General features: G+C 65.5%; 17 protein-coding genes and 1 pseudogene. 9 read left to right on the forward strand and 9 right to left on the reverse strand.

Features of this window, described 5'->3' with window-relative positions; genetic code table 11:
* Positions 1-69: 69 nt before the first annotated feature.
* Together A6A04_RS11355 and A6A04_RS11360 are read left to right on the forward strand one after the other, a co-directional pair.
* The gene (locus tag A6A04_RS11355; RefSeq protein WP_068492951.1) at positions 70-1,809 is read left to right on the forward strand and encodes an ABC transporter permease; all 1,740 of its coding nucleotides are present in this window, start codon (positions 70-72) and stop codon (positions 1,807-1,809) included.
* 13 nt (positions 1,810-1,822) lie between these two features.
* Positions 1,823-3,157: an ABC transporter ATP-binding protein gene (locus A6A04_RS11360; RefSeq protein WP_068492980.1), complete on the forward strand. Its 1,335-nt coding sequence runs from the start codon at positions 1,823-1,825 to the stop codon at positions 3,155-3,157.
* Positions 3,158-3,218: 61 nt separating this feature from the next.
* On the opposite strand, the gene A6A04_RS11365 is transcribed toward A6A04_RS11360, so the two are convergent.
* Positions 3,219-4,610, reverse strand: a complete 1,392-nt coding sequence (locus A6A04_RS11365; protein ID WP_068492953.1) for a UDP-N-acetylmuramate--L-alanine ligase — start codon at positions 4,608-4,610, stop codon at positions 3,219-3,221.
* 49 nt (positions 4,611-4,659) lie between these two features.
* Here A6A04_RS11365 and A6A04_RS11370 point away from each other — a divergent pair, with 49 nt between their 5' ends.
* The gene (locus A6A04_RS11370) at positions 4,660-5,511 is read left to right on the forward strand and encodes an LD-carboxypeptidase (RefSeq protein WP_068492955.1); all 852 of its coding nucleotides are present in this window, start codon (positions 4,660-4,662) and stop codon (positions 5,509-5,511) included.
* A 62-nt stretch (positions 5,512-5,573) separates the two neighbouring features.
* Here A6A04_RS11370 and A6A04_RS11375 read toward each other — a convergent pair whose 3' ends face one another.
* The 8 genes from A6A04_RS11375 to had form a co-directional block, all read right to left on the reverse strand.
* Positions 5,574-5,813 (reverse strand): YfhL family 4Fe-4S dicluster ferredoxin, encoded by a 240-nt coding sequence (locus A6A04_RS11375; RefSeq protein WP_068492957.1) that lies wholly within the window; start codon positions 5,811-5,813, stop codon positions 5,574-5,576.
* Between the two features lie 86 nt (positions 5,814-5,899).
* Positions 5,900-6,739, reverse strand: a complete 840-nt coding sequence (gene bcrD / locus A6A04_RS11380) for a benzoyl-CoA reductase subunit D (protein WP_068492959.1) — start codon at positions 6,737-6,739, stop codon at positions 5,900-5,902.
* A gap of 22 nt (positions 6,740-6,761) precedes the next feature.
* A complete protein-coding gene (bcrA, locus tag A6A04_RS11385; RefSeq protein WP_068492960.1) occupies positions 6,762-8,054 on the reverse strand; it encodes a benzoyl-CoA reductase subunit A in 1,293 nt (430 codons plus the stop codon).
* A 14-nt stretch (positions 8,055-8,068) separates the two neighbouring features.
* Entirely contained in the window at positions 8,069-9,367 is a 1,299-nt protein-coding gene (gene bcrB / locus A6A04_RS11390; protein WP_068492962.1) for a benzoyl-CoA reductase subunit B, read from the reverse strand.
* Between the two features lie 4 nt (positions 9,368-9,371).
* Positions 9,372-10,547: a benzoyl-CoA reductase subunit C gene (bcrC, locus tag A6A04_RS11395; protein ID WP_068492964.1), complete on the reverse strand. Its 1,176-nt coding sequence runs from the start codon at positions 10,545-10,547 to the stop codon at positions 9,372-9,374.
* Between the two features lie 2 nt (positions 10,548-10,549).
* Positions 10,550-11,320: a cyclohexa-1,5-dienecarbonyl-CoA hydratase gene (locus A6A04_RS11400; RefSeq protein WP_068492966.1), complete on the reverse strand. Its 771-nt coding sequence runs from the start codon at positions 11,318-11,320 to the stop codon at positions 10,550-10,552.
* Between the two features lie 3 nt (positions 11,321-11,323).
* Positions 11,324-12,457, reverse strand: a complete 1,134-nt coding sequence (gene oah / locus A6A04_RS11405; protein WP_068492968.1) for a 6-oxocyclohex-1-ene-1-carbonyl-CoA hydratase — start codon at positions 12,455-12,457, stop codon at positions 11,324-11,326.
* A 32-nt stretch (positions 12,458-12,489) separates the two neighbouring features.
* A complete protein-coding gene (gene had, locus A6A04_RS11410) occupies positions 12,490-13,566 on the reverse strand; it encodes a 6-hydroxycyclohex-1-ene-1-carbonyl-CoA dehydrogenase (protein ID WP_068492970.1) in 1,077 nt (358 codons plus the stop codon).
* 330 nt (positions 13,567-13,896) lie between these two features.
* Between had and A6A04_RS11415 the strand changes: the two genes are divergently transcribed.
* The 6 genes and pseudogenes from A6A04_RS11415 to A6A04_RS22340 all read left to right on the forward strand — a co-directional run.
* Positions 13,897-15,633 (forward strand): 2-oxoacid:acceptor oxidoreductase subunit alpha, encoded by a 1,737-nt coding sequence (locus tag A6A04_RS11415; protein ID WP_082914867.1) that lies wholly within the window; start codon positions 13,897-13,899, stop codon positions 15,631-15,633.
* A 3-nt stretch (positions 15,634-15,636) separates the two neighbouring features.
* Positions 15,637-16,464 carry a 2-oxoacid:ferredoxin oxidoreductase subunit beta gene (locus A6A04_RS11420; protein WP_068492972.1) on the forward strand — a complete coding sequence of 276 codons (828 nt, stop codon included), beginning with the start codon at positions 15,637-15,639 and terminating at the stop codon, positions 16,462-16,464.
* Entirely contained in the window at positions 16,461-16,979 is a 519-nt protein-coding gene (locus A6A04_RS11425; protein ID WP_245651173.1) for a ferritin-like domain-containing protein, read from the forward strand. Before A6A04_RS11420 ends, A6A04_RS11425 begins: the two co-directional genes overlap by 4 nt.
* Positions 16,980-17,112: 133 nt before the next feature.
* Complete coding sequence (locus tag A6A04_RS11430; protein ID WP_156612571.1) at positions 17,113-17,511, forward strand: RidA family protein; 399 nt, start codon at positions 17,113-17,115, stop codon at positions 17,509-17,511.
* 150 nt (positions 17,512-17,661) lie between these two features.
* Positions 17,662-18,840 carry an acyl-CoA dehydrogenase gene (locus A6A04_RS11435; protein WP_068492975.1) on the forward strand — a complete coding sequence of 393 codons (1,179 nt, stop codon included), beginning with the start codon at positions 17,662-17,664 and terminating at the stop codon, positions 18,838-18,840.
* A gap of 60 nt (positions 18,841-18,900) precedes the next feature.
* Positions 18,901-18,976 (forward strand): annotated as a pseudogene (locus A6A04_RS22340) (electron transfer flavoprotein subunit beta/FixA family protein); the annotation flags it as partial.

Below are 18,976 nucleotides of genomic sequence, written 5' to 3' on the forward strand. Positions count from 1 at the left end.
CATTCCCGTCTCGACAGGCCGCGGCGGAAGGTCTAAGACGGCCCATCGCCAACTCCAGCGGTTCGTGGCATGCGGTGGAGCCTTCCCAAGGTCGCGGTTTCTACCGAGCTGAAGCCCAATTCCTGGGATCTGGCGCTGATTCCCGTGGTCTTCGCCCTGTTGGCGCTGCTGGCCTATGGTGCCGGGCAGATGGTGACCCCCTATGACGTGGGCGCGCCGCTGCCGCTGTCGCTGGACCCGGTCAACCTGCCCTATTACCTGCTGCGCAGCGCGTTGCGCATGGCGGCCGCCCTGATGGCCTCGCTGGTCTTCACCCTGGCCTTCGCCATCGCCGCCGCAAAGGTGCCCGCCCTGGAAAAGGTGCTGATCCCCATCCTGGACATTCTCCAGTCCATTCCCATCCTGGGCTTCCTCTCCATTACCGTGGCCGGCTTCATCGCCCTGTTCCCCGGCAATCTGCTGGGCGTCGAATGCGCCGCCATCTTCGCCATCTTCACTTCCCAGGCCTGGAACATGGCCTTTTCGCTCTATTCCTCGCTGAAGACGGTGCCCAACGACCTGATCGAGGCCTCCAACGTCTTCCACCTGTCGTCCTGGCAGCGCTTCTGGCGGCTGGAACTGCCCTGGGGGGTGCCGGGGCTGGTGTGGAACATGATGATCTCGGTGTCGGGGGGCTGGTTCTTCGTGGTGGCGTCAGAAGCCATTACCGTCTCGGGCCAGACCATCATGCTGCCCGGGGTCGGCAGCTATATCGCGCTCGCCATCGCCGCTCGCGACCTGGCGGCCATCGGCTGGGCCATCCTGGCGGTGCTGGGCGGCATCGTGGTCTATGACCAACTGGTCTTCCGCCCGCTGGTGGCCTGGACCGCCAAATACAAGACCGACAGCGCCCTGGGCGAGCAGCAGCCGGAATCCTGGGTGCTGACCATGCTGCAGCGGGGTCGACTGTTCCGCGCCCTGGCCCGTCTGCCCGGTGCCGCCTGGGCCGGGTTCACCGGGCTGCTGCGCCGTCGCGAGGCCCGGAGCGACTTCCTGCCGCCGCCCGCCCGCCGCCTGATCCTGCCCGCCTGGGCCGAGCGGGCCTGGGACGCGTTGCTGCTGGCCGCCGCCCTGGCGGCGGTGGTGCAGGTGGCGCTGTTCGTCCATGCCTCGGTGGGGCTGGGCGAAATCTGGCAGGTGCTGCTCTACGGCCTCGCCACCAGCGTCCGGGTGGTGGTGCTGATCGCCTTGGCCTCGCTGGTCTGGGTGCCGGTGGGGGTATGGATCGGCCAGCGGCCCATGGTGGCCCAGAACGTCCAATGGATCGCCCAGTTCCTGGCGGCCTTTCCCGCCAATCTGATGTTTCCGGTGGCGGTGATGCTGATCGTGCGCTTCGACCTCAACGTCGATGTCTGGACCAGCCCGCTGATGATCCTGGGCACCCAGTGGTACATCCTGTTCAACGTCATCGGCGGCGCCTCGGCCATTCCACGCGACATGAAGGACGCCTCCGACAATCTCGGCCTGACCGGCTGGATGAGATGGCGGCGCTTCATCCTGCCCGCCATCTTTCCCAGCTATGTCACCGGCGCCTTCAACGCGGCGGGCGGATCGTGGAACGCCGCCATCGTGTCGGAACTGGTGAGCTGGGGCGACACCACCTTGCGCGCCACCGGCCTGGGGTCCTATATCGCCAAGGCGACGGGCGAGGGCGACTTTCCGCGCATCGCGCTCGGCATCGCGGTGATGTGTCTGTTCGTCATGGGCTTCAACCGCTATCTGTGGCGGCCGCTTCACACCCTGGCCGCCGAGCGGCTGCGGCTTGATTGAAGGAGAGGATGTGGTGAGCCCATCGACGGCCCTGCTGGATCTGCGCGGCGTGCGCAAGACCTTCCGCACCCCGGAACGCCACGAGCGCACCGTGCTGGAAGGCGTCGACTTCCGGCTGGAGGAGGGCGAGATCGTCGCCCTGCTGGGCAAGTCGGGCTCGGGCAAGTCCACCTTGCTGCGCATCATGGCCGGGCTGATTCCGGCCAATGGCGGCGAGGTCCTGTATCGCGGCGCCCGGATGACCGGTCCGGCCCGGGGCATCGCCATGGTGTTCCAGTCCTTCGCCCTGTTCCCCTGGCTGACGGTGCAGGAGAACGTGGAACTGGGCCTGGAAGCAGCCCGTATCCCCCGCGCCGAGCGCGAGGAAAGGGCGGCCGAGGTGATCGAACTGATCGGCCTCGGCGGTTACGAGGGCGCCTATCCCAAGGAGCTGTCGGGCGGCATGCGCCAGCGGGTGGGCTTCGCCCGCGCCCTGGTGATGCGTCCCGACATCTTGTTGCTGGACGAGCCGTTCTCGGCGCTGGACGTGCTGACCTCCGAGACGCTGCGCGAGGACCTGATCGACCTGTGGGAGGAAAGCAAGATTCCCACCAAGGGCATTCTGCTGGTCTCCCACAATATCGAGGAAGCGGTCTCCATCGCCGACCGGGTGCTGGTGTTCTCCTCCGATCCCGGGCGGGTGCGGGCGGAAATCCGGGTGGGGCTGGCCCGGCCGCGTGACGTGGAATCCCCCGCCTTCCGCCAGATCGTCGACGAGGTCTACACCCTGATGACCGCCAATGTGCGGGGCGGCGCCGGTGGCGCGGCTGATCAGCTGACCCTGGGCTACCGCCTGCCCGACACCACGCCGGGCAAGATGGCGGGCCTGCTGGAGACCATCGCCGAGCCGCCGTTCTCGGGCCGCGCCGACCTGCCGCAATTGGCCGAGGAGACCGAGCTGGAGGACGATGCCCTGTTCCACCTGTTCGAAGGCTTGCGGGTGCTGGGGCTGGCCCGCATCGCGGCGGGCGACATCTTCCTGACCCATGCGGGCCGCGCCTTCGTCGAGGCCGAGGATGCCGGGCGCAAGGAGATGTTCGCCGAGGCGCTGCTGCGCGGCATTCCGCTGGCCGCCCATATCAAGCGGGTGCTGGACGAGCGCAAGGACCACCGCGCGCCGGAAGACCGCTTCCTCCAGGAGCTGCAGGACTACCTCACCGACCACGAGGCCGAGCGGGTGCTGGAAACCGCCATCACCTGGGGCCGCTACGCCGAAATCTACGACTACGACTACAATTCGGGCGTGCTGATGCTGCCCGAGGAGGTGGTGGAGGAGTTGGAGGCGGAGGATCAGGCCGAGGCGGAGTAGGGGGCCCCCCTCCCGACCTCCCCCCACCCTTGGCGGGGGGAGGAGTGTCCGCGATCTCGCCTCACAGCCGCTTCAGCACATCCTCGGCGAGGACGGACAGGGTATCGTCGCGGGCGCCCATCACCACGATGCGGTCGCCGGGGCGCGCCAGCTCCAGCAGCCGCTCGGCGCAGGCGGCGCGATCGGCGATGGCCTCTGCCGCGCGGCCCCTGGCCCGGATGCCCTCGGCGATTTGGGCGCTGCCGACGCTGCGGTCCACCGTGCCGCCGAAATAGACCGGATCGGGCAGGATCAGCACGTCATCGGCGGCCATGCGCTCGGCGAAGGTGGCGATGAACTGCTCCTTCATCAGCTTCAGCGGCCCGAAGCCGTGGGGCTGGAACATCACCAGTAACCGGCCGGGGAAGTCGTGCAGTGTGTCGAGCGTGGCGGTGATCTTGTCCGGGTTGTGGGCGAAATCGTCGATGACGGTGACGCCCTGGGCGGTGCCCACCACCTCCAGGCGGCGACGGATGCCGGTGAAGCCCTCCAGCGCCCGGGCGGCCTCGGCCAGGGGAATGCCGAGCGCGCGGGCGCAGCCCAGGGCGGCCAGGGCGTTGGAGACATTGTGGCGACCCGGGACCTTGAGCCGCAGGGCCACCCGCTCGGCCCCTTCCAAAACGGTGAAGGCGATGCCGTCGGGGGCGGGGGTGATGTCCTCGGCCCGCAGGCGGGCATCGGGCGCGGCGATGGCGTAGCCTATCAGCCGCTCGGGCGGCAGATGGGCGGCCAGGGCGGCGGATTCGGCATTGTCCAAATTGACCACCGCCACCCGTGAGCGCGCCAGGAAGCCGCCGAACAGGTCGCGCAACTCGTCCATGCTCTTGTGGTCGAGGGCGACATTGTTCAGCACCGCCACTTCGGGGGTGTAGCGGGCGATGGAGCCGTCGCTTTCGTCCACCTCGGCCACGAACAGGCCACCGCTTCCCACCAGGGCGCTGGCGAAGGGGCTATCCTGGGTGACGAAATTCTTCATCACCGCGCCGTTCATGACGGTGGGATCGCGCCCCAGGGCGTGCAGCATCCAGCCGATCATGCCGGTGGTGGTGGACTTGCCGCTGGTTCCCGCCACCCCGATGCCGTGGCCCGAGGCGTTGAACAGCGAGGACAGCAGTTCGGCCCGACCCATCAGCCTGGCGCCCACGGCGCGGGCGGCGACCACGTCGGGAACGGTTTCCTCCACCGCCGCCGAGGTCACCAGGATCTGGGCGGGCGAGGTGACGCCGCTGCCGTCCTGGGGAAACAGGGCGATGCCGCGTGAGCGCAGGAAGTCGAATTTGGGCGCGGTGCGGCCCTGGTCCAGCGAGCGGTCGGACCCGGCCACCGTGGCGCCGGTGGCCTTGACGATGAGGGCCAGGGGCAGCATGCCGCTGCCGCCAATGCCACAGAAGAAATAGGGGCTGTCAGCGTCCATGGCCGGAAGCTACAATCGGCGACTTTCCCTGGCAAGGAATTCGGCGGCCATGACCCAGACCTTCCGGATCGGCGTGGTGGCGCCCGCTTCTCCTTTGGACCCTTCGGTGATCGACCGCACCCAGGGGCTGGTGCGCGAACTCTATCCCGGCGGCGGCGTCGAGGTGGTGTTCCATCCCCAGTGCCTGGAGGTGTTCGGCCATTTCGCGGGCGACGACGACCGCCGGGCCGGGGCCTTCCTGGACTACGCCAATGACGATGGCTTCGACGCCGTCTGGTTCGGCCGGGGCGGCTATGGCTCGTGCCGCATGGTCGACGCGGTGCTGGCGGGCCTGACCTCGGCCGCCTGGGGCAAGGCCTATCTCGGCTACAGCGACATGGGCACCCTGCTCGCCGCCCTGTACGGCCGGGGCTTTTCCCGCGTCGCCCATGGCCCCATGGCCTCGGACCTCAACCGCCGGGGCGGCGCCGCGGCGGTGGCCCGCGCCCTGTCCTTCCTGGTGGAAGGGGCGGAGAGCTCGCTGGAGCCCTCGGTGTCGGCCGATGGCCCGCCGACGGCGGCCTTCAACATCACCATCCTGGCCCATCTGATGGGCTCCCCCCTGCTACCCGACCTCACCGGCCATGTGCTGATGCTGGAGGAGGTGGGGGAATACCTGTACCGCATGGACCGCGACCTGTGCCAGATCACCGGCAACGCCGCCCTGGCCGGGGTGGCGGGGATTCGGTTGGGCCGCTGTTCCGACATTCCCGACAACCAGCCCGATTTCGGCCAGTCGGAGGAAGAGGTGATGGCCCATTGGTGCCGCCGCTCGGGCATTCCCTATCTCGGCCGCGCCGATATCGGCCATGACGTCGCCAACAAGGTGGTGCCGTTCGGACGCTGGCCCGCTCGGCCATGAAAAAACCCCGCCGGATCGCTCCGGCGGGGCATCGTTCGCGAACCGGTCGCAGGCTCGGCGGATCAGCCGTGCAGCGAGTGGTAGCGGGCCATCAGCACGTCCTTGCTTTCCACATCGCCCTGGACGATGCAGTCGGCCGGACAGACCATCTGGCACTGGGGGCTGTCCTCGGCGCCGACGCACTCGGTGCAGGCACCGGCATTGATCACATAGATCACGTCGCCGGCGGAAATGGCGTTGTTCGGGCACACGGAGACGCAGGCGTCACAGCTGGTGCAATCGTCGTTAATCTTCAGGGACATGGGATAATCCTCTCTCGTCGCAACCCCATTATGGCCGACCTCCGGCCCCCGCGTTGATCACGGGTGGCCGGAGGATCGGGCGCATATTACGCCGCTTGACCCAGGCGGGCCAGCTTTTCATGCCGGAAGGCGCCCCAGATGGCGGCGCCGATGGCACCGGCATAGATGGAGTCCGGATGGCTGGTAGCCACCAGATTGACCTTCTCCTGCTCGGCCGCCTCGTTGAGCGCCGCCACCAGGCCAGTGTCGAGCGCCAGGCCGCCGGTGACCTGGACCACGCCTTCCACCGCGCCGATGGACTTCAGCAGCTTGGCGAGACGCACCGCCATGGAGACATGGATGCCCTTCAAGATGTTCGACGCCGAGATGCCGCGCGACACCATGTTGATGACGTCGGTTTCGGCCAGCACGGCGCAGATGGACGACACCTTCTCGGGGTCGTCGGCCTTCTGCGACAGCGAGCCGATCTCGTCCTGGGCGATGCCGAGATAGCGGGCGATGTTTTCCAGGAACTGGCCCGAGCCCGAGGCGCACTGGCTGGTCATCTTGTAGGAGACCACCTTGCCCGAGCCGTCGATCTTGATGGCGCGGCCGTTCAAGGCCCCGATATCGAGCACCGAGCGGGCTTCCGGATTGAGGAAAAGGGCGCCGCGGCCGTGGGTGGTCATGGAGTAGAAGTGGCCGGTGGCGAAGGAAAGGTTCTCGGCGTCGCCGGTCGACGCCACATAGGCCACGTCTTCCTTCTTCACCCCCGCCGCCTTGAGCATGTGCTCATAGGCCTCGGTGGTGAGCTGGAAGGGGTCGCGGTTGCGGATGCGCGACGTTTCCTTGCCCAGCCATTCCTGCTTGTCGCCGTCGATGCGGAACAGCACGGTCTTGATGCAGCCCGAGCCGATATCGACGCCGGCGGTGATGAGTCCTGACATTGGATGGTTCCTCCCTTCCAGACTAGTTTACCACGGCGCGGACGGCGAAGGTGGCCCCGCCCAAAGCGCCGGTGTAGATGGAGTCCGGGTTGATGTTGATCTGCACGTCGCCGTAGTTTTCCTTGATCAGCTTGCGCAGCTCGCGCACCGCCGCCTCGTTCTTGGCGACGCCACCGGTGAAGGTGAACTGATCCTTGACGCCGCCCGCGCGGGACAGGATCGACATGGCGCGCAGGATGATGGCGCGGTGCAGACCGGCCAGGATGTCTTCGCGCTTCTCGCCCAGGGCCAGACGGTCACGCAGTTCCGCTCCCGCGAACACGGTGCAGGTGGAGTTGATGCGCACCTGCTTGGTCGAGTTCATGGCCAGCGGACCCAGTTCGTGCAGGCCCATGTTCATCTCGTCGGCGATATAGCCCAGATAGCGGCCGCAACCGGCGGCGCAGCGATCGTTCATCTGGAAGTTCTCGACGATGCCCTGGCCGTCCACCTGGATGCCCTTGGTGTCCTGGCCGCCGATGTCCAGCACCGTGCGGGTGTCCGGATACATCATATGGGCGCCCAGGCCGTGGCACAGGATCTCCGAGCGGATATGCTCCTTGGGGAAGGGCAGGCGGACGCGGCCATAGCCGGTGCCGACCACATAGGTCTCCTCCAGCGGAATGGACAGCGCTTCCTGCACCGGCCGCAGGATGGATGAACCGGTCATGGTGCCCTTTTCCAGGGCGCGCACGAACTTGCCTTCCATGTCGCCCGCCGGGGGACGGTTCTCCACCTCGATGATGGACTTGTCATAGACGTTGAGGATCAGGTCGAAGCCCAGGCCCGCTTCCTTGCACACCGCCTCGCCGTGGCTCATGAACTCGGTGCCCGCCAGATCGCGAAAGAAGTCGGACTTGCGCTTGACGCCCGGCGCGTACTGCTTGGCCGAGCTTTCCCGCAGCCGGGAGAAGGTGCCTTCCAGCGCCTCAATCACCGCCTTCTCGCGGCCCGCGAAGCGCGGCCCCTTGATATTGGTGATGCAGGTGCGCTCCAGGTCGTCCAACTGCTCCAGGAACTGCACGTGGCGGAAGTTGCGCTCCAGATCCGCCAGGATGTCGTCGACCTTGCCCGCCACCTCCGGCACGCCCGACAGGGCGCGGCGGAACAAGGTGAGACGGGTGTCGATCAGCGCTTCCTGCTTGGAAACGGCCGCGGCGGTGTCGTAGTTGGAGCGGGAATTGGTGATGCCGCGCCCCATGACCTGCAGGTTCTCGTCCATGACCACCGCCTTGGTGGTGGTGGAACCCAGATCGATGCCGATGAAACAACGCATATCGTGTGCCTCCCTTACGCCGCGCTCTTGGCGGAACCGCCGCCGCGACGCTTCTGCTCGATCATCTGGAAATAGCTTTCCAGGCGGTTTTTGACGTTGGCCGCCGAGAAGTAGCGCGGATCGACCAGATCGGTTTCGATGAAGGCGCCCGGCTTGCCGGTGCGGCGCTCCACTTCCTTCATGATCATCAGCTGACCGGCCGAGAAGCTGTTGCAGCTCTTGATGGAGTTGATCAGCAGGCCGTCGGCCTCGTACTCGTTGACATAGTCGGCCAGCAGGTCGACGCGGGTCGGCAGGTTGCGGTTGGTGTAGCAACCCAGGCAGTAGTCGGCCAGGGACTCCAGCGGGTTGGCGGGGTCGTGGCGGAAGCCCTTGTCATAGAGGCCGCCGACCTTGGTGTAGGAGGAGGCGACGACGATGGCGCCCTCATCATAGAACATCTTCCAGAATTCGCGGAAGTTGGTCCAGTTGGGCGGGCCTTCGACGACCAGGCGATACTTCTGGTCGTTGAAATAGGTGCCCTCGGGGGTCAGCGGGCCCTGGTGGTTGTCGATGCGCGACTGCACTTCCTTGCGCAGCATCTCGTAATAGGTCACCGCGTCCTCGGTGCCGCGGAAGGCGGTGAAGATCGGGCCGATATAGTAGACGCCGCCGAAATAGGCATCGATGGGCGAGGGCTTCTTCTTGCCCTGCTCCAGGCACCACACCAGGTTGTCCTCGGCCTTGGCCGAGGCGGCCAGGTACTGGCGCAGGCGGTCGATGTCGAACTTGACGCCCGAGACCTGCTCCAGGCCGGGGATCACCACTTCCTTCAGCTGCTTGACGATGTAGTCGCGCATGTTCTGGGTGGAATGGCCGTCGCCCTCGTAGGGGACGTGCAGCATCAGGGTCGGGCACTTGTACTCTTCACGCAGCAGCTCGAACCACTTCATGAAGGTGTAGCAGCCGGTATAGCTGAGCATCAGCACGTCCGGATTGGGATAGGGCTTGCCATTGGGGGCGATGTTGCCCTTGGACATCTGGCCGATATCGGCCTTCACATAGGTGCAGACGTCTTCCGAATGGCCCGACTTCTCGGCTTCCATGATGTAGCCGCCCGAGGCCTTGCGCATGCCGGCCTGGATGGCGTTGATCTCGGGCAGGTTGTTGACGATGTCGAAGCACATCAGCAACTCGTTCAGATTGCCCGGAACGAAGGTGGAGGAGACTTTGCGGCCGGTTTCATGCTTGGACGTGATCGCCTCGTAGTTACGGGCAATCATCGCCTTTTGCATGTCCATGGACGGCTCTTTGACGGCTTCAGGCTTGCTCATGATCTCAGCTCCACAGCTTGATGGAATCGGCGAAGGTGCCAGCCTGCTCGCGGATCGGCTGCATCTGGCCAGAGTTCTCGGCGTATTTGAACGCGATATAGGGAATGCCCTCGGCGGACAGCTTGCCGCAGATCATGGGACGGTCCAGCAGGGCCGGATCGCAGAACGACGGCGTGGCGTAGATGACGCCCTCGGCGCCGCAGGCCTTGACCTGGGCCACGTGGTACTCGCCCTTGACCTTGCCGTCGGGGACGTATTTGCACGAGGTCTCCACCGAATTCTCGATATAGGTATTGGACAGCGCCGCCAGGGGATCGCCGTCGGTGGGGACGTCGACCATCAGGAAGCGGTTGTTCAGGGCATAGTCGTCCTCGACCACGTAGCAGCCCGCCATCTCGATGGACTTGATTAGGTTCAGCGGCGGCTGCTCGCAGAACGAGCCGTAGATGGCGATGCGGACGTTGTCGCGCTTGGGCCGGTCCTCGGCCTTGGCGGCGGCGAGGTAGTCCAGGAGCATCTGGTTGTGCTCGGCCACATCCATCATCAGGCCTGCGCGCATCAGCAGATAGACCTCGGAGGTCGGGGCCTTCCAGGGCTCCTTGGCGCGGAAGGCGTAGACCTCGCGCACCAGGCGGCGGTTCTCGTTATAGAGCCGGATCGAGGCCTTGATGTCCTCGTCGGTGATCTTGCGACCGGTGAGGTTCTCCAGGCCCTCCTTCAGCTCCTTCAGCTCCTGCTCGTAGTAGGTGCCGCCGATGCTGGGGATGTAGTTCTGGGGTGTGTCGAAGAACTTCGACCACACATTGGGGAAGGTCAGCTTCCACATGCCCGACAGATTGCGGATCACGTCGCAGACGAAGGGGAAGATCATGCCGTCGACGAAGTCGAGGCGGCCGGTGACGCCCAGTTCGATGGTCGAGCGCGGAATACGGCAGATATAGCTCTGATAGTAGGCGTCGCCGTGGATGACTTCCATCTGGTCGCCGCCGCCGAAAATGCCCAGCGGCAGGCAGCCCGCCGCGTGGATCATCTCGAGCGGCGAGTAGACCGGCAGGAAGCCGATGACCTTGCGGCCGGGCTTGGCAGCCTTCCACTTGCGGGCATAATTGAACTGCAGGTCCTCGAACATCTCCTGGCAGACGGCCACGATGTCGGCGACGGTCTTATTCTTTCCAGACATCTCTATCGGTCCTCCCAAAGTGCCGCTCTCTTTTCGACGAAAGCGTTAAGTCCCTCGACAGCGTCGTGGGTGGCCATCAGGCCGTTGAGATACAGGTCTTCCACGGCGGCGATCTTGGCCTTGACCCGCTCGTTGAAGCCGAGACGGGCGGCCTTGACCGCGAAGCGGAGCGACGAGGCGGAATGCTTGGCGGCGCCGGCGTCGAACCAGGCCAGGGCGGCGGCTTCCGGCTCGTCGGCCACCGCGTTGGCGAGGCCAAGGCGGACGGCTTCCTCGCCGGTGACGGATCGGCCGGAATACAGCAGATCCTCGGCCACCACCTGGGGCACCCGTTCGGTCAGCAGGCACGAGGCCGCCGGGGCGAACACGCCGAGCACGATCTCGGGCTGGCCCAGCTTGGCGTCGGGGGTGACGAACATCATGTGTCCGGCCATGGCCACTTCCAGGCCGCCGCCGAGGCACTGGCCCCGCACGGAGACCAGGATCGGCACCGGATACTCCACCATGGCGATGACCAGGGCATGCAGCCCCTTCAGCATGGCGGCGCACTGGTCGGGCATGTGCTCGGCCACCGAGGCGCCGAAGCTGAAATGCGGCCCCTCGTGGTCGATCAGCACCGCCTTGACGTGGGGATCGCTGCTGCCCTCGGCCAGGGCCTTGGACAGCGCCGCGATCATCTCGGCATCGACGATATTGGCCTTGGGACGCGAGAGGCGCAGCCGAAGCAGCTTGCCGTCGCGGTCCCGCCAAACCTTGAGAGCGGAATCGGCCATGGATCAGTGCCCCGCCTTGGGGATCAGCGACTCGATCAGCTCGGCCGTCCAGGGCGCGCCCTTGGCCAGGGCCTGACGCAGGGCCACGAAGTCGATCTCGCGCTCGTCCTTCGGCCCCTCGTTGAAGGCGCGGAAGCCGGTGCGGGCCTCGGTCATCATGTTGAGGCCGAGCCAGTCGCGGCTGTTTTCCTTGTTGGCGTTCCAGGCGTTCAGCTTGGGCTTGCGCAATTCCTGGATGGTCTTGGTGAAGCAGTCGGGGAAGGTGTGCAGGATCTTGGCGCAGATTTCCTCGACCTTGGCGTCCAGCAGCGACAGGTCGATGGTGCCGCGCTTGAGCAGCTCCTTGCCCGCAGCCAGCTCGGCGCCGGTCTTGGACTCGCCGTGGATGATGCGGCCGAACTCGTCCAGATAGCGGTCGGTGATGACCAGCGGATTGGGGACGAACTTGCCGTCCACCTTCAGCGCCGGGACGATGTCCATGATGATGCCGGTGCGGTAGGCCTTGTGGGCCGACCAGGGCTCGCACAGGGAGCCGGACACCATGGCCTGCTCACAGCCGATCATGACGGGGAGGAAGTCGGTGGCGCCGCCGATGGGGGCCGAACCGTGCTTCGGCCCGGCCTGGCCGAACTTGGCCAGGTCCTGGGCCACCGAGAAGTCGGCGGCCATGCCGATTTCCTGGCCGCCGCCGATGCGCATGCCGTTGACGCGGCAGATCACCGGCTTGTCGCAGCCCAGGATCGCCGACACCATGTCGTTGAACAGGCGCATGTACTGCCGGTATTCCTGGGGATTACCGGCATAGTACTCGGCGTATTCCTTGGTGTTGCCGCCGGTGCAGAACGCCTTGTCGCCCGCGCCGGTGAACACCACCGAGGACACGTCGCGGGCGTTGGAGGCGTCGCGGAACGCCATGATCACGCCCTTCACCATGTCGGTGGTGTAGGAATTGTACTGCTTCTGGTTGTCCAGCGTGATCCAGGCATTGTAGAGGCCCTCGGCCACGCTGCCATCGGCACGCTTGGCGGGGCGCTTCTCGTAGATCACGCCGGGCACGACTTCGGTCCTGACCAGATTGTGGTCGTTGAGGTGCTTGGGTGCCGTCCGATCGACGATGGCGGCGGTTTCGTTCTTCATGACGTCGGTTCTCCCACTCTCCGATTGATCTTTTAGGAACCCGGGCGCAGCACGGCGCGGCGGGTCAGCTTGTGGTCGTGCACGGCGGCGAAGGTCTCGTTGATGGAGTCCAGCGGGCGGCATTCGACGAAGTTCTTGACGTCGACCTTGCCCGACAGCACCAGATCCAGGGCGCCGGGATACAGGGCCGGGTCGCAGCCCCAGTTGCCCAGCGCGCGGGCGTGGAAGGCCATCAGGTTGGACAGGCGGAACTCGGCCTTGTTCATGGTGTAGCCCACCACGCAGATGGTGCAGCCATGCACCATCAGATCGAAGGCGGTCTGCTGGCCGGGCACCGAGCCCGAGCATTCCATGATCACCCATTCGGTGGCGCGCAGGCCCTTGGACTTGGCGAAGCCGCCGATTTCCTTCTTGAGGTCGCGGGTGGAGGCGAAATCCTTGGGATTGAGGCCGAGTGTGGCGCCCGAGGCCTTGACCGCTTTCAGCTTGGCCGGGTCGATGTCCAGCGCCACCACGGTGGCACCCATGGCCGAGGCCACCTGCACCGAATAGCCGCCGACGCCGCCACAGCCAATGACGATCACCAGATCGCCCTCGCCGATGCCCGCCTGCACGGCGGCCTGATAGGGGGTGGTCAGCGCGTCGGCCACCACCGAGACCTCGGCCAGGTCCAGGCCCGCCGCCTTCAGCTTGGCCTCGTCCACCAGGCACAGACCCTTGGACGGCACCTTGACATGGGTGGCGAAGCCGCCCTGGAGGTCGTTGCCCGGCATTTTCTGGTTGCGGCAGATGGTGCCCTTGCCGCGCTTGCACAGGTCGCATTCGCCGCAGGGGATGACGGCGGGAATGATCACCGCCTTGCCGATCCAGGACTCCGCGCCCGCTCCGGCGGCGGCGACCCGGCCGCTGATCTCGTGGCCCAACGCCAGGGGAAGGGCATGATTGGTCCGCACACCATTATAGTAATAGTCCATATCGGTGTGGCAGACGCCGCATCCGGCAATGGCCACCAGCACTTCGCCCGGTTCCAGGCCGCCGATATCCATCGGCTCCTTCACCATGGGCTGGCCAACTCCGGTCATCATCCAGCGATACGGCTCGGTGCTCATGCGTTTCCCTCTCCAGTGTGAAGGCCTCCGTCGGTACCGCCTTGGTCGGCGGATCGCGGGAGCCGTATTATTGGGTAAATGCGTACCACAATACCGATTTAGTCGTCAAGCTGCCTTGTGGGCTTGTAGTCCGACCCAAAGGGGTGGTATGCACCTAGTCCGAACACGTTCGGTAAAATCGGTCCGCCAATTACGATTTGCCCGAGTGTTGCGTGGGGGTTTCGATCCGACGGCGATGTCGGAGCGAAGGCGCCACGTCCAGGCAAACCATGAACCGTGGCCAGGCTTCCCATGACGACCGGTCGGGGGCCTTTCGGGGGAAAGAGAATTATGACGACGAGTTCCGGATCTGGATCTGTCTCGATTGCGATGTGCGGCAGTGGCGGCGCGGGCGTGATGACCGCCGCCAATATGTTTCTCGACGCGGCCGCCGAGGCGGGTTTTTACGCTCTGTTTGGACGTTCCTCCGGCCCGCAGATTCGCGGCGGCGAGGCGGCGGCGCTGGTTCGCCTGGGTGCGGACCCCATCACCTCGGTGGATGATACCTTCGACATCATGCTGGCCATCGACTGGCAGGGCGTTCAGCGCTTCGCCGCCGAACTGCCGCTGTCCAAGTCTTCCATTGTGATCTGTGATCCGGCCGCGGGCGAAGTCCCCGAGGTCTATGTCAAGACCGGCGCCCGTATCGTTCACCTGCCCATGAAGGACCTGGCCAAGACCATTCCGGGCGGCCGTCCCAACATGATCGCGCTGGGCGCGGTCGCGGCGCTGATCGGTTTCCCCGTGGCTCCGCTGACCGAGGTGCTGGGCAAGTCGCTGAAGAAGAAGCGCGCCGATGCCTTCGAGGCGTCCGTGGCGGGTGTGAAGGCTGGTGCCGAGGCTGCCGCCACCCTGGGCGAGAGCAAGAAGCTCGCCGCCCCCAAGGCCAAGGACGTCAAGCGTTGGACCATCACCGGCAATTACGGTACCGGCCTGGGCGCCATTCGCGGCGGCGTGCGCTTCTGCGCCGCCTACCCGATCACGCCCGCCACGGAAGTGCTGGAATATCTGAGCTCCGCCCTGCCCAAGGTCGGCGGCGTGTTCGTGCAGGCCGAGGATGAGCTGGCCTCGGTCAATATGTGCATCGGCGCCTCCTATGGCGGCGAGGCTTCCATCACTTCGACCGCCGGTCCCGGCCTGTCGCTGATGATCGAAGGTCTGGGTCTGTCCATGGCCTCGGAAACCCCGGTTGTGGTGGTCGATGTCCAGCGTGTCGGTCCCTCCACCGGCATCGCCACCAAGTGCGAGCAGTCGGACCTCAACATCGCGGTCTATGGCCTGCACGGCGACGCCCCCCATCTGGTGGTCGCGCCCAACTCCATCGGCGACTGCATCTTCACCACCCAGTGGGGCGTCTATCTGGCCGAAGCCCTGCAGAGCCCCTGCATCGTGCTGTCGGATCAGGCCCTGGGCCAGAGCCGCGGCATCATCGATGCCCCCGCCGACGTGGCCTTCGTGGGCAAGCGCCTCCAGGCGGTGGCTCCGGCCGAGGGCGAGGTGTTCAAGCGCTACGCCAACACCGCCTCGGGCATTTCTCCCATGCCGGTTCCCGGCCAGGAAGGCTGCCAGTACACCGCCGACGGCCTGGAGCACACCGAGACCGGCACGCCGACCTCGCAGGCCTCCGATCACGACATGCAATTGGACAAGCGCCAGCGCAAGCTGACCAGTTTCGACTATGGCAGTCACTGGGCCACCATCGAGGGCGAGGGCGACATCGCCGTCATCACCTGGGGCTCGTGCACCGGTGCCGCCCGCGAGGCGGTGGAGCGTGCCCGCGCCGATGGCGTCAATGCCAAGCTGATCTCGCTGCGTCTGATTTCCCCGACCCGTCCCGAGCATCTGGACGCGGCGTTGAAGGGCGTCAAGAAGATCCTGGTGGTCGAGCAGAGCCATCTCGGCCAGTTCACCCGTTACCTGCGTGGCGAATACGATCTGCCGGTCAAGCCCGAGCAGCTCTCGCGTCCCGGTCCGCTGCCCATGCGTCCCGGCGAAATCCACGCCCGCCTTCTGTCGATGGGGAAGTAAGCCATGAACGCAGTTACCTATGCCGCCAAGGATTTCAAGTCGGATGTGAAGCCGGTCTGGTGCCCGGGCTGCGGCGACTATGCCGTGCTGTCCTCCATCACCAAGGCCTTCGCCGATCTGGGGCTGAAGCCGCACGAGACCTCGGTGGTTTCGGGCATCGGCTGCTCGTCGCGCATCCCGGCCTATACCAACACCTACGGCTTCCACTCCATCCATGGCCGCGCCCTGGCCGTGGGCCAGGGGCTGAAGCTGGCCCGTCCCGACCTCACCGTTCTGGTGGCGGGCGGCGATGGCGACGGTTTCTCCATCGGCGGCAATCACTTCCTGCATGCCTGCCGCCGCAATGTGGACCTGACCTATATCGTCATGGACAACCGGGTCTACGGCATGACCAAGGGCCAGCCCTCTCCGACCACCGAGTCGGATTGGGATGCCTCGGCCATGGCGCCGCCCGGCGGCACCGGCATGACCCCGTTCCATCCGTTGGCCATCGCGCTGGCGGCCGGGGCGAACTTCATCGCGCGCGGCTTCTCGGGTGATCCGAACGGCACCGCCGAGATCATCGCCGAGGCCATTCGTCATCCCGGCTTCTCGTTCGTGGCCATCATGAGCCCCTGCATCACGTTCCGTGAAGAGCAGCGCGAGTGGAAGGAAACCATGCGCAAGGTCGGCATGGAGCCCACCACCGATTCGGCCCAGGCGGCGCGTCGCCTGATGACCGATGACGGCTATAATTGCGGCGTGCTGTATCGCGGCAATCGGGTCTCCTACGGCAAGGATAAGATCGCCTCCGCCGCGGTTTCCGATCTGGACGCGGAGTTCACTCTTTGAGTGGATCGCCTGATTTCAAGGCGATAACGTCCACCGCCGAGCTTTTCGCCATCGTTCGACTGATGGAGGAAAGCTCGGCGGAGCGCTACCGCGAACTGGCCGAGGCTTTCGAGATTTCGTGCAACAATCTCGAAACCGCCGAGGCCTTTCGCGCCCTGGCCGAGGGCGAGGACCGGCATGCCGCCGAGTTCCCCGCCCCGGTCGGGCCTCTGGGCGCCTTGAAGCCCTGGGGCGAGGAAGACCCCGAAATCGCCGATCCCGGCGCGGTGCATTACCTGATGTATCCGTGGCATGCCTATGACCTGGCATTGCGGCACGAGCAGGAAACCCTGGCCATCTTCACCGCCCTGGCGGACGCCACCACGATCCCCGAGGTCAAGGCCGAGGCCTTGCGGCTGGTGGAGCGGGAAAAGGGGCATATGGACCGGATGCGGGAACTGCGCGACATTCAACCGATTCCCCCCGATGATTGGGACGAGGACGACGACCCGCCCAATTGGGAAGCGTCGGACTAGTTCTTTGTCCCTCAATCGCCGGGCGGCGGACCTCTGTCCGCCTTGGCTTTCGCGCCATGAGGCGCGCCGGGCCTTGCCCGCAACTCCGAACGAATGATGTCATTCGTTCGTCGGTATGGAGGGGTCTTTGGCCATGCATCAATCCATCCTGCCCGAAGGCTGGGAACCGCCCATCGGCTATGCCAACGGCATCCTGGCCGCCAAGGGCCGGGTCCTGGCCCTGGCCGGGCAGGTGGGTTGGACCGCCCAGCAGGTGTTCGAGAGCGAGGACCTGATCCCGCAATTCGAACAGGCGCTGAGGAACATCCTCGCCATCCTGGCCGAGGCCGGGGGCAAGCCGGAACACATCATCCGCATCACCGCCTTTTGCATCGACAAGCCCCAATACCTCGCCTCGCGGCGGGAACTGGGTCGCATCTGGCGCGAACTGATGGGCAAGCACTACCCCGCCATGAGCATGATCTTCGTGGCCGATCTGCTGGACCACCCCGCCAAGATCGAGCTGGAAGCCACCGCCGTCATCCCCGATTAGGGTCTGGCGCCTGTCGGAGCGCGGGCGCCCCGCCCGCACGCCCTTATCCATAACGAAATCATATGCCTGTCATAGAAAATATAGTTTTCCAATGATGGCTGGGATGCTTCATGGTGGCGTCACATAACAAACCAACCAGGAGCGTCCGTCGTGCAGCAGATCAAATGGGATGACCCCTTCCTCATCGAGAACCAGCTTTCCGAAGACGAGAAGATGGTTCGCGACGCCGCCCATGCCTACTGCCAGGAAAAGCTTCAGACCCGTGTGCTGAAGGCCTTCCGCGACGAAAGCTTCGACCGCGAGATCATGAATGAGATGGGCGAGATGGGCCTGCTCGGCCCGACCATCCCCGAGGAATACGGCGGGCCGGGCGTCAACCATGTCGCCTATGGCCTGATCTCGCGCGAGGTCGAGCGAGTGGATTCGGGCTATCGCTCGGCCATGAGCGTGCAGTCGTCGCTGGTGATGCATCCCATCTACAGCTACGGCACCGAGGCGCAGAAGAAGAAGTTCCTGCCCAAGCTGGCCACCGGCGAGATCATCGGCTGCTTCGGCCTGACCGAGCCCGATGCCGGCTCCGATCCCGGCTCCATGCGCACCCGGGCCAAGAAGGTGGACGGCGGCTATCTGCTGACCGGCACCAAGATGTGGATCACCAACAGCCCCATTTCCGATATCGCCGTGGTCTGGGCCAAGTCCGACGCCCATGACGGCAAGATCAAGGGCTTCATCGTCGAGCGCGGCACCAAGGGCTTCTCCACGCCGAAGATCGAGGGCAAGCTGTCCTTGCGCGCCTCCATCACCGGCGAGATCGTCCTCGACGAGGCCTTCGTCCCCGACGAGAACCTGCTGCCCGAGGCTTCGGGCCTCGGCGGTCCGTTCGGCTGCCTCAACAAGGCCCGCTACGGCATCGCCTGGGGCGTCATCGGCGCCGCCGAGTTCTGCTGGCACGCCTCGCGCCAGTATATGCTGGACCGCAAGCAGTTCGGCCGCCCCCTGGCCGCCAACCAGATTCCGCAGCTGAAGCTGGCCAACATGATGACCGAGATCACCCTGGGCCTGCAGGCCTGCATCCGGGTCGGCCGCATGATGGATGACGGCACCTGGGCGCCGGAAGCGGTGTCGCTGATCAAGCGCAACAACTGCGGCAAGGCCCTGGACATCGCCCGCATGGCGCGCGACATGCACGGCGGCAACGGCATCTCGGAAGAGTTCCACGTCATCCGCCATATGGTGAACCTGGAGACGGTGAACACCTATGAAGGCGCCCATGACGTCCATGCCCTGATCCTGGGCCGCGCCATGACCGGTATCCAGGCGTTTTCCTAAGGCAATACCAACAAGAGGCGGGCCGCTGCGGCGGTCCGCCCATGGGAAGGACATGCGGCGATGAAAGTCCTGGTCGCGGTAAAGCGGGTCGTTGACTACAACGTCAAGATCCGGGTGAAGTCGGACAACACGGGCG

It is taken from the genome of Paramagnetospirillum marisnigri (assembly GCF_001650715.1).
GTDB classification, from domain to species: domain Bacteria; phylum Pseudomonadota; class Alphaproteobacteria; order Rhodospirillales; family Magnetospirillaceae; genus Phaeospirillum; species Phaeospirillum marisnigri.